Genomic DNA, 11,894 nt, shown 5'->3' with positions numbered 1-11,894 from the left:
GCGCTGTCCGGGGATACAAGAACGACAAAGAGGTCATGATGAGTAAAGAAATCAAAACCCAGGTCGTAGTACTGGGTGCTGGCCCTGCCGGTTATTCCGCTGCTTTCCGTGCGGCCGATTTGGGTCTGGATACCATTATCGTCGAGCGTTACTCCACCCTGGGTGGCGTCTGCCTGAACGTGGGCTGCATCCCTTCCAAGGCGCTGCTGCACGTTGCCAAAGTGATTGAAGAAGCCAAGGCGCTGGCCGAGCACGGCATCGTCTTCGGTGCCCCGCAGACCGACATCGACAAGATCCGTCTGTGGAAAGAGAAGGTTATCAACCAGCTGACCGGCGGTCTGGCTGGCATGGCCAAGATGCGTAAAGTTCAGGTTGTTAACGGCTTGGGTAAATTTACCGGCCCGAACACCCTTGAAGTGGAAGGTGCCGACGGCAAGACTACCGTGACCTTTGACAACGCCATCATCGCGGCCGGTTCCCGTCCGGTGAAGCTGCCGTTCATCCCCCACGATGACCCCCGCGTATGGGACTCTACCGATGCGCTGGAGCTGAAAACCGTTCCCGGCAAACTGCTGGTTATCGGTGGCGGCATCATCGGTCTGGAGATGGGTACCGTTTACTCCTCTCTGGGTTCCGAGATCGATGTGGTGGAATTTGCCGACCAGCTGGTTCCGGCTGCCGACAAAGACATCGTCAAGATCTACACCAAGCGCGTCGCCAAGAAATTCAACATCATGCTGGAGACCAAGGTCACCGCAGTTGAAGCGCGCGAAGACGGCCTGTACGTCTCCTATGAAGGCAAGCACGCTCCGGCCGAGCCTGTTCGTTACGACAACGTGCTGGTTGCCGTAGGTCGTGTGCCGAATGGCAAGATGCTGGATGCCGAGAAAGCTGGCGTTGCCGTGACCGAGCGTGGTTTCATTGAGGTGGACAAGCAGCTGCGTACCAACGTGGCGCACATCCACGCCATAGGTGACATCGTGGGTCAGCCGATGCTGGCACACAAAGGTGTTCACGAAGGTCACGTTGCCGCTGAAGTTATCGCCGGCAAGAAGCACTACTTCGACCCGAAAGTGATCCCGTCCATCGCTTACACCGAGCCAGAGATGGCATGGGTGGGTCTGACCGAGAAGGAAGCCAAGCAACAGGGCCTGAACTTCGAAGTCGCCACCTTCCCGTGGGCTGCTTCCGGCCGCGCCATTGCGTCCGACTGCTCCGACGGTATGACCAAGCTGATCTTCGACAAGGAGAGCGGCCGGGTTATCGGTGGTGCCATCGTCGGTACCAACGGTGGTGAACTGCTGGGTGAAATCGGTCTGGCCATCGAGATGGGTGCGGACGCCGAAGATATCGCGCTGACCATCCATGCTCACCCGACTCTGCACGAGTCTGTGGGTCTGGCTGCCGAAGTATTCGAAGGCTCCATCACCGACCTGCCGAACGCCAAGGCCAAGAAGAAAAAGTAATTTTCTTCCCCGCTTGTCTAAAAAGCCGCTCGAATGAGCGGCTTTTTGTTTTTTAGCGTCTGCAGGTGGTTTAGCAGCGCCCCTTCTTGGCCTGACCGGGCGGGCAGAAGGTGCCATAACCGCCACTACTGCCGTCGCTGACCCGGATCCGGGTATCATCCACGCTCACGTCGGCGCCGTGTACTCGTACAGGCCCGCTGCTGCAGGCGCTGAGCACTCCCCCCAGCAATATCATTACGATCAGCTTGCCCATAACTCCTCCTCATATTTCCCTGATTATGAGGCATTTCGAGAGCCGCATAACGGCGGTTGAATGGCCGTGCGTCACCGTTTGCCGTGGCTATGACAGAGGGCGCCGCAGCGCCCTCTGGTGAGTCTTCATAAGTGGGATGCAGACTACAGACGGAAGTTGCCGACCAGCTTGTCGAGTTGACCGGAGAGCTGCTGCAGGCTGCGGCTGGACTCGGTCAGCTGGTGGGCAATGTCGGCGGTCTCCATGGTGAGCTGGTTGATGTCCTCTACGTTACGGTTGATCTCGCCCACTACGCTGGATTGTTCCTCGGTGGCGGTGGCGACCTGGATATTCATGTCGTTGATCTGGGTGATGTGGGCGGTGATCTGGCCGAGGGCGGCGTTGGCCTCATCGGCCTGGCTCACTACCTCCAGACTCTGGTTGCGCCCCTGTGCCATGGCGCTGACGGCGCGGGCACTCTGCTCCTGCAAGCGGTTGATCATCCCCTGGATCTCGGCGGTCGAGGCGGCGGAGCGGTTGGCCAGATTGCGCACCTCATCTGCCACCACGGCGAAACCGCGACCCTGTTCACCGGCCCGTGCGGCCTCGATGGCGGCGTTCAGTGCCAGCAGGTTGGTCTGCTCCGAGATGCTGCGGATTGTTTCGAGGATGCTGCCGATGGAGTCGGTCTGGCTCGCCAGCGACTCGATAACCCCGGCCACCTGCTCAATCTCGCCGGAGAGGCCGACGATGCCGTGGCGTGCCTGTGCCACCACGACCGCCCCTGCATCGGCCTGATCGTTGGCCTGTCTGGCTACTTCTGCTGCCAGCGAAGCGTTACCGGCGATCTCGCTCACCGTAGCGCCCATTTCGTGGATGGCGGTGGCCACCTGCACGGTACGGTCGCGCTGGGCGGTACAGTTGTGCTGGGTCAGTTGGGCCTTGGTTGCCACTTCATTGGCAGTGGCCGCGAGCTGGCGAGAGTTCTCCGCCACCTGCTCGATGGAGCCGTGGATCTTGGCGACGAAGTTGTTGAAGCCGGTGGCGACCTGACTCAACTCGTCACGCCCCTCCACCTTGAGGCGCTGGGTGAGATCCCCATCGCCGCTACCCAGCTCCTTGAACAGGCGGGCCAGCTCATTGAGCGGACGGCTGACCGAGCCGGACAGCAGCATCCCCATCAGCCCCATGGCCAGCGCGATGACCAGCGAGATCATCAGGATCTCGTTGCGGGTCTGATCCAGTTCGGCATAGATCTCGGCTGCTGGCACCTGGGCCACCAGATACCAGTCGAGCAGCGGGATATAGCTGCTGGCCAGTACCATGGGCTCACCATTCACTTCGGCGTTGATGACGGCAAAGGGGCGTTTGGCCAGCAGGCTGCCGGTATCGCCGCTGGCAATGCTGCCAAGGGTGTCACGCTCGATGCGGTTGGCCTCGGGATGAAGCTTCACCTTGCCACTGCCATCGACCATAAAGACGATGCCACTCTCTTCCAGCCGGAAGTTGGCGACCATGGTCACCATGGTGTCGAGGGATTTGGCAAAGCCGGCCAACCCGCGCCCGTTGAGTTGCTGGAAGTTGACGAACAGCTTCACCTCGCCGTTGCTCTCGCGGAAGATGCTGAGGGTCATCTCCTTCTGGCTCTTGGTGTAGTCATAGAACCAGGCGTCCTGTGCGGTGGTCAGGTTGCGCAGAAAGCCATCCTGGTTGTAGTAGGCGGCGGTTTGGCGATCGGCGAAAGAGGCAGTCACCAGACCATACTGGTTGGCTACATCCTTGAGTTGGTTGATGAGGATTGACTCCTGCTCTTTGGGCATGCCCCGATCCACCCAGTCGAGGATGAAACGGTCGGTGGCCAGTTGGCGTGCGGCCTGGGCGATGCCGTGGAGATCCTGTTCTATCTCCTTGCTGATCCGCTGGGTCAGGTTGGGCAGCTCCTGCTCGAACATCCGGGTTTCGATCAGTTGCTGGGCCGAGCGTTGGCTGAAGTAGCCTACCAGCAGGCAGGAGACGACCACGGCCAGAGTGACCGTCGCCACTATTTTCTGTTTGAGAGTGAGGGTTGCCAGCATAAAGGTGCTCAAAAGGTTGAGGTTGACGACCCTCATATTAGCGGCCGTACTCTGCCACTCATGAGTCCGGGGATGCCTTTATTTTCGGATTACGTTTGCGCTCACAGGGGCGACGGCGCCCCCCTCCGGCATGCTGCACACGCGGGATGTGGATTGACGGTTGCGCTAACTGCCCGGCCCCTTATAGTAGAGGCCATCCTTGGTGACTGACCCTCTGAATAATATGGAAAATATGATGCGCAGCTTAGGTGCGGGATGGACCCGTCTGCTTTTGGTGATGCTGGCGGTCTGCCCGCTGTTGGCTGCGGCGGCACAGGGAGAGCGCCCGAAAATTGCAGTGGTGCTCAGTGGCGGTGGTGCCAAGGGGTCTGCCCATATCGGCATCCTCAAGGTACTGGAGCAGAAACGGATCCCGGTCGATATCATAGTCGGTACCAGCATGGGCTCTTATGTGGCGGGGATGTACGCCATGGGGCTCAGTGCCGAGGAGGTGGAGCGCACTACTTTAGCCATCGACTGGAACAAGGGGTATCAGGACAAGGTTGGCCGCGACGAGCTGTCGCTGCGTAAAAAGCAGCAGAACGAGCAGTACCAACTGCGCACTGACATCGGGGTGAATGGCGACACCACCCAGCTGCCGGACGGTTTCTTCCAGGGCCAATCCATGGCCAGCCTGCTGAGGGCAGCCACTTCCAACCTGCCGGTGCAGGCGAGTTTCGATGATCTGCCCATCCCCTACCGCGCCATGGCGACCGATATGGAGACGGTGACACCCTTCGTGCTGGATCACGGCAGCCTGGCCAAGGCGATGCAGGCCTCCATGTCCATTCCCGGTGCTCTCAAGCCGGTGGAGTGGGAAGGGCACATCCTGGCGGACGGCGGCAGCGTCAACAACATGCCGGTGGATGTCGCCAAGGCGATGGGGGCCGACGTGGTGATCGCGGTGGATATCGGTGCCAAGCTGCGTACCCGGGAGTCCTTGAAGTCAGGTCTCGCCATGATCGATCAGCTTACCACCTATATGACCCAGGTGGGGACTGACAAGCAGAAGGCACTGATGGGACCCAAAGACATACTGATTGCCCCCGAATTTGGCGATATTGGGATTGCCGACTTTGCCCGGATGCGGGAGGGGATCAAGATGGGTGAGGCGGCGGCGGACAAGGCGTCGCTGCAACTCGATAAGTTGTCACTCACCAAGACGCAGTACAACGCCTATCGCAACCAGAAGCTGAGCCGACGTGCCGAACGTAGTGGCCAGCCCGCTTATTTCATCGACAAGGTGGAGATCATCAACAAGTCGCGCCTCTCTGACGAGACGGTGCGCGCCATGCTGGATGTTCGGCCTGACAAGATCCAGACCAACGAGAGTCTGGAGGCTGGCATTCGCCGCCTCTATGCGCTGGAGTCATTCGATCGCATCACCTATGAAGTGGAGGAGCGTGATGGGGAGAACGTGCTGGTAGTGGATGCCAGCGAGAAGAACTGGGGGCCGGGTTACCTCAACTTCCAGTTCGGCTTCTCCGACGATTTCCAGAACACCTCCAACTATAACGTCGGCATGTCCTATACCCTTACCAACGTCAACGAGTGGGGGGCCGAGTGGCTGACCGAGGCGTCGTTGGGGACGGCCAAGCATATCAAGACCGACTTCTATACCCCGCTCGAGCCCTCCCAGACTTTCTATGGCGAGGCGAGTCTGGCCTATGACCAGACTCTGAGAAGTCTGTTCAATCCGGATCCGGAAGAGCCATCCTTCACCTATCTTGATGCCGAGTACTCCTTCTTCAGCGCCGATCTGGCGGTGGGCTGGAACCGTCAGCCCTGGAGTCGCTTGTCGATGGGATTGGAAGGGCGGACGGGCAGTATCGAGATCAAAAACGTCAAGGAGCTGCAGGGGGATGCCACAGCCTGGGGACCCTATGCCCGATTCGAGCACGATACTCTGGATAGCCGTTACTTCCCCTATCAGGGAGCCTACTGGGACATCAAGGGGGGGTATACCTCCGTCCGGCTGAATGACAAGGAGGGGGGCAATGAGCTCCATGAAGGGATCAACTACCACCTGTCGATGATTAAGCCTTGGTCTTGGGAAAGACATAGCCTCAACCTGCTGCTGGAAGGGGGCGGGTCCACTTCTCAGGAGGAGTATCCACTGTTCGTGCAGGATCTGGGCGGGTTGTTCCGCATGTCCGGTTTCCAGCGCTACCAGCTGAGCGGTCGTTACAGCCTGTTTGGCGGCCTGCGTTACATCTATCGGGTAGCGGACAACGACTTCGGTGCCCTCAAGATGCCGCTCTATCTGGGTGGATCGCTGGAGCAGGGCGGGGTCTGGAACAAGGGGGAGGATATCAGTCTGGAGAGCTCCTTCACTGCCGGCTCAGTCTACGTGGGAGTGGAGAGTTTCCTGGGGCCTGTGTTCCTCGGCTACGGTATGGCGGAAGGGGGGAATAACATGTTCTATCTGCAATTGGGCAGTACGTTCGAATAATGCCGAATTGATGCCAATTTGTTAATTCTGGTTGGCGGTGGTCAATTAATTTTCAAAAAAAGTCATTATGTTTAATTGGTTATGATTTTGTGGTGAATAAGTGAGCAGGGTTTGGATTTTAATTAGTCGTTAAAACTTATATAGTGGGGAGCACCCTACGGGGTGTCCCGCAAGGACGATCGCCGCGAGCCTGGGCGAACCCCAAAAAAAGACCAAAGAGGAATTAGTCGTGCTTGAAACATACCGTAAACACGTCGCAGAACGTGCCGCCGAGGGCGTGGTTGCCAAACCTCTGGACGCAGAGCAGGTCGCCGCTCTGGTTGAACTGATCAAGAACCCGCCCGCTGGCGAAGAAGATTTTCTGAAAGAGCTGTTGTCCTCCCGTATTCCCCCCGGTGTTGATGAAGCGGCCTATGTCAAAGCCGGTTTCCTCACTGCTGTCGCCAAGGGCGAAGCCCACTCTCCCATCCTGACTGCCGCCGAAGCCGTTGAGCTGCTGGGCACCATGCAGGGTGGTTACAACATTCAGCCGCTGATCGACCTGCTGGATCATGCCACCCTGGCGCCGCTTGCCGCCAAGGGGCTCTCCCACACCCTGCTGATGTTTGACTCCTTCCACGACGTGGAAGAGAAGGCCAAGGCGGGCAATGTCCACGCCAAACAGGTGATGCAATCCTGGGCCGATGCCGAGTGGTTCCTCTCCCGCCCGGAACTGGCCGAGAAGATCACCGTCACCGTGTTCAAGGTGACCGGCGAAACCAACACCGACGACCTCTCCCCGGCACCTGACGCCTGGTCCCGCCCGGACATTCCGCTGCACGCGCTGGCGATGTTGAAAAACGCCCGCCCCGGCATTACTCCGGATAAGGATGGCGCCGTCGGCCCCATCAAGACCATCGATGCCCTGAAAGAGAAAGGCTTCCCGTTGGCCTATGTCGGTGACGTGGTCGGTACCGGCTCTTCCCGTAAATCCGCCACCAACTCGGTGCTCTGGTTTATGGGCGACGACATTCCGTTCGTGCCGAACAAGCGCGCTGGCGGTGTCTGTCTGGGTGGCAAGATTGCCCCGATCTTCTTCAACACCATGGAAGATGCCGGCGCTCTGCCCATCGAAGTGGACGTCTCCAAGCTGGAAATGGGCGATGTGATCGACATCTACCCCTATGCCGGCAAGATCTGCAAACATGGCACCGAACAGGTGCTGGCACAGTTTGAACTGAAAACCGACGTGCTAATCGACGAAGTGCGCGCCGGTGGCCGTATCCCGCTGATCATCGGTCGCGGCCTGACTGACAAGGCCCGCGAAGCACTGGGTCTGCCGTTTTCCACCGTGTTCCGCCGCCCGCAGCCGGTGGCCGATACCGGCAAAGGCTTCACCCTGGCCCAGAAGATGGTGGGCAAGGCGTGCGGCGTGAAGGGCATTCGCCCCGGCACCTACTGCGAGCCCAAGATGACCACGGTCGGCTCCCAGGACACCACGGGCCCGATGACCCGCGACGAGCTCAAGGATCTGGCCTGCCTCGGTTTCTCCGCCGATCTGACCATGCAGTCCTTCTGCCACACCGCGGCCTACCCCAAGCCCATCGACGTACAGACCCACCACACCCTGCCGGACTTCATCATGAACCGCGGCGGTGTGAGCTTGCGTCCGGGTGACGGCGTCATCCACTCCTGGCTGAACCGCATGCTGCTGCCGGATACCGTGGGTACCGGTGGTGACTCCCACACCCGTTTCCCCATCGGTATCTCCTTCCCGGCGGGCTCCGGTCTGGTGGCTTTCGCCGCCGCTACCGGCGTGATGCCGCTGGATATGCCGGAATCTGTGCTGGTGCGCTTCAAGGGCGAGCTGCAACCGGGCATCACTCTGCGTGATCTGGTTCATGCCATTCCCTATGCCGCCATCCAGAAAGGGCTGCTGACCGTCGAGAAGGCGGGTAAGAAGAACATCTTCTCCGGCCGTATCCTCGAGATCGAAGGTCTGCCGACCCTGAAAGTGGAACAAGCCTTCGAGCTGGCCGATGCCAGTGCCGAGCGTTCCGCTGCCGGTTGCACCATCAAGCTGGATAAAGAGCCGATCATCGAGTACCTGAAGTCCAACATCGTGATGCTGAAATGGATGCTCTCCGAAGGTTACGGTGACCCGCGCACCATCACCCGTCGCATCAAGGGGATGGAAGAGTGGCTGGCCAACCCGACCCTGATGGAAGCGGACAAGGATGCCGAGTACGCCGAAATCATCGAGATCGATCTGGCCACCATCAAGGAGCCAATCCTGTGTGCGCCGAACGATCCGGACGACGCCCGTCTGCTGAGCGACGTGGCTGGCGACAAGATCGACGAGGTGTTCATCGGTTCCTGCATGACCAACATCGGCCACTTCCGTGCCGCCGGCAAACTGCTCGAGAAGTATCAGGGCGAGCTGCCGACCCGCATGTGGATCGCGCCGCCCACCAAGATGGACAAGGATCAGCTGACTGAAGAGGGCTACTACGGCATCTTTGGTCGCGTCGGTGCCCGCATCGAGATCCCGGGTTGTTCCCTGTGCATGGGCAACCAGGCGAGGGTAGCGGAAGGTGCCTCGGTGGTCTCCACCTCCACCCGCAACTTCCCGAACCGTCTGGGTAAAGGTGCCAACGTCTATCTGGCCTCTGCGGAGCTGGCAGCCGTTGCCGCCATTCTCGGCAAGATCCCGACCGTGGCAGAGTACCTGCAATACGCCAAGGCGCTCGATGCCACTGCGGCTGACACCTACCGCTATCTCAACTTCAACGAGATCGCCTCCTACACCAAGAAGGCCGATGCGGTGATCCTGCAGCAAGCTGTCTGAGTGAATGGATGACAGGGCCCTGCAGGGGCTCTGTGTCAGCCAATAAAAATGCCGCGTAGCTACGCGGCATTTTTCATTTATGCGGACGGTTAGAGTCGGGTCATTGCCTCTCTCTTGTCGCCTGTCATGACAAAGTGCAACTCCCCTCCGGCCCTGATCTCGCTGTGCTCGAAGGTGAGATCCCCCGATAGCGGCTTGCCGTTGATGGTGACAGACTTTACGTACTTGTTGTGAGGGCTGTTATTGTCGGCGGTGATCCTGAAGGTCCCGTCTTTCATTGCAATCGTCACCTCATCGAACAGTGGGCGGCCGATGCTGTAGTGCGGAGATGCAGGGGTAACCTGATAGAATCCCATGGCCGACATGATGTACCAGGCCGACATCTGGCCGACATCCTCATTACCAATCAGACCGGTTGGCTTGGTGGTGTAAAACTCGTTCATGACCCGATCCAGATACTCCTGCGTTTTCCACGGTTCATCGGTCATGTTGTAGAGGTAGGGGATATGGTGCGACGGTTCATTACCATGCATGTACTGGCCGATATAGCCGGTCAGGTCAGGCAGCGCTTCACCGCTATTGGATGAGCGGGCGTTGAACAGTTCATCCAGATCCTCGCGCAGCCCTTTCTCTCCGCCCACTTCCTGTTTGAGCCACTGGAAAGCATGCAGCGGCTGGAATTTCCATTGCCAGCTATTGCCCTCGGTGTAGGCAAACTCGTCCACATAGTAGGGATCAAATGGCAGTAGCGGGCAGACGCGCATCTCGACGCTGGTGCCATCGGGTTTGTTGACCGTCTCCAGCTTGCAGTCAGGAGAGTTCTCATCAACGGGTTGATTGAACTGGCTGGCCGGGCGGTGCGGGTTCCAGCTGTCTGGGTGGTTTTTGGGGCGGAAGAAGCCGGTTGTGGCATCCCAATGGTTCAGGTAGTTGTTCGAGCGGTTGAGAAATTCCTGCTGAACCTTGTTGTTGCCCGCCATTCGGGCGATTTCCGAGAGAGCCCAATCGCCGTAAGCAAACTCCAGGGTATAGGAGGTGGAGTTCCAGTATCCCCAGTGTACATAGCCGTTCTGCTCGTATACCTCGAGCTGGGCAATGCTGGCCGCACCTATGTTCTGGTCTTCGGTCCAGTCCGGGAGCTCCTCTTTCTTGTGATAGCGGGCGGTAAATTCGGCGGCGTCCAGAGCCTCTTGGGCATCGACATTCATCCCCTTGACCATGGCATCCGCAATGATGGAGATGGCTGGAAAGCCAATCATGGTGCCGGTGTAATGGCCGTGCAACTCCCACTTGGGCAGAATGCCACCATCCTTGTACTTGCGGATCAAGTCGTTAACATACTCCTCGGCTTTACGAGGGTTGATGATGGTTTGCAGCGGGTGCTGTGCCCGGAAGGTGTCCCACATGGAGTAGACGGAGTAGTTGGGGATGGCTCCGGCATCCTTGATCTCCTGAGTGCGCATTGCACGATACTTGCCATCCACATCCTGGAATATCATCGGGGCAATCTGGGAGTGGTACATGGCGGTATAGAAAATCTCTTTTTGGGCCTGAGTGCCTCCGCTTACTTTTACTTTTTCCAGCTCGCCATGCCAGGCCTGCTGGTTGCTGGCTACCTGATCCTCGAAACCCCAATCCGGCACCTCGGTTTCCAGATTTTTCTGCGCCCCTTCAACTCCGGTGGGGGAGATCCCGACCTTCAGTTCGAGCTGTTGTTCACTGGGACTGAAAGTCAGATAGGCGATGGTTTTAGTTCCCCTGAATGCATCCTGTTTCAAGGTCGCTTCGGTTGTTACGTCATCGACAACGACGCTGGCCTTGACCACTGGCTGGCTGAATTTTGCGTAGAAATAGATGTGCTGGTTGTTGGCCCAGCCATCCGAACTGCGCTTGCCGCGAATGGTGTATTCATCGACAAATTCAATATCGCCAACAGTGGTGCGATTGCCCCAGCTCTTATTCAGTGTGTGATCAAGGTCGAGTTTAATTGAGGGCGTGCTGCCTTTGGGGAAGGTATATTTGTGATATCCAACCCGGGCTGACGTTGTTAACTCAGCCTTGATTTTTCCGTTGTTAAGAATGACAGAATAGTGGCCCGCCTCTGCTTGCTCATTGGCTTTATCAAAGGTGTTGTAAGTAGTGTTGTTTTTATCGGTAAACGGCAAAATGAGAATATCACCGAGATCAGTAATACCAGTGCCTGACAAATGGGTGTGAGAGAAGCCATAAACTGGAATATCAGATAGCTTGCCATGGTCAAAATAGCCAGCTGCCGAGCCCCAACCCTCCATCTCTGTATCAGGGGAGAGCTGCACCAGTCCACCCGGGTAGACGGCTCCAGGGAAGGTGTGGCCATCAGCACCGGTGCCGATTAATGGGTTTATATACTGGATTAACGATTTATCAGGTGTCGGACGAGAGTTATCAGAACTGGTGGTCGAATCACTGTTACAGCCGGATAGTGCTATGGTGAGCGCTATCACTAATGGGGTTGGTTTATGTTTCATGATTGGGCTCCTTGGCAAGGTTGTGTCATTTATGAACGAGCAATATCTTTCTTCGCCAATATTTGGCAAAGATGGCTTCGGTGACTGATAGAATTTTTACGTTTGCAGCTGAACGTAATAGATGGTCAACATAATTATTTGTAGATTCTTATTTTAGTAAATTGATGTTAATAGGGTGTCGATTGAGCGAGTAGATTAATTTTGTGGCATTTACTGGATTATTATGACGGTCATCCAGTTGTGTGAATTTGATCACCTGCACCTCAGGACGGGTTCTTTCGACATTATTTTTAACA

Annotated in this window: 6 protein-coding genes; 3 read left to right on the top strand and 3 right to left on the bottom strand. The window is 57.6% G+C overall.

What is annotated here, in order from left to right; genetic code table 11:
* The first annotated feature begins 38 nt into the window (after positions 1 to 38).
* Complete coding sequence (gene lpdA / locus G5171_RS15870; RefSeq protein WP_005336123.1) at positions 39 to 1,466, top strand: dihydrolipoyl dehydrogenase; 1,428 nt, start codon at positions 39 to 41, stop codon at positions 1,464 to 1,466.
* Positions 1,467 to 1,536: 70 nt separating this feature from the next.
* On the opposite strand, the gene G5171_RS15865 is transcribed toward lpdA, so the two are convergent.
* Positions 1,537 to 1,719: a hypothetical protein gene (locus G5171_RS15865; RefSeq protein WP_337073392.1), complete on the bottom strand. Its 183-nt coding sequence runs from the start codon at positions 1,717 to 1,719 to the stop codon at positions 1,537 to 1,539.
* A gap of 143 nt (positions 1,720 to 1,862) precedes the next feature.
* Entirely contained in the window at positions 1,863 to 3,773 is a 1,911-nt protein-coding gene (locus G5171_RS15860) for a methyl-accepting chemotaxis protein (RefSeq protein ID WP_421244515.1), read from the bottom strand.
* Positions 3,774 to 4,008: 235 nt separating this feature from the next.
* Here G5171_RS15860 and G5171_RS15855 point away from each other — a divergent pair, with 235 nt between their 5' ends.
* A complete protein-coding gene (locus G5171_RS15855) occupies positions 4,009 to 6,264 on the top strand; it encodes a patatin-like phospholipase family protein (RefSeq protein ID WP_421244514.1) in 2,256 nt (751 codons plus the stop codon).
* A 229-nt stretch (positions 6,265 to 6,493) separates the two neighbouring features.
* Positions 6,494 to 9,091 (top strand): bifunctional aconitate hydratase 2/2-methylisocitrate dehydratase, encoded by a 2,598-nt coding sequence (acnB, locus tag G5171_RS15850; RefSeq protein ID WP_005341651.1) that lies wholly within the window; start codon positions 6,494 to 6,496, stop codon positions 9,089 to 9,091.
* 89 nt (positions 9,092 to 9,180) lie between these two features.
* Here the strand turns inward: acnB and G5171_RS15845 are convergent, their stop codons facing one another.
* A complete protein-coding gene (locus tag G5171_RS15845) occupies positions 9,181 to 11,667 on the bottom strand; it encodes a GH92 family glycosyl hydrolase (protein ID WP_421254454.1) in 2,487 nt (828 codons plus the stop codon).
* Positions 11,668 to 11,894: the final 227 nt, after the last annotated feature.

Source organism: Aeromonas sp. 600774 (assembly GCF_049175075.1).
Lineage (GTDB): Bacteria > Pseudomonadota > Gammaproteobacteria > Enterobacterales > Aeromonadaceae > Aeromonas > Aeromonas veronii_A.
This window is presented reverse-complemented; position numbering and strand designations above follow the sequence as displayed.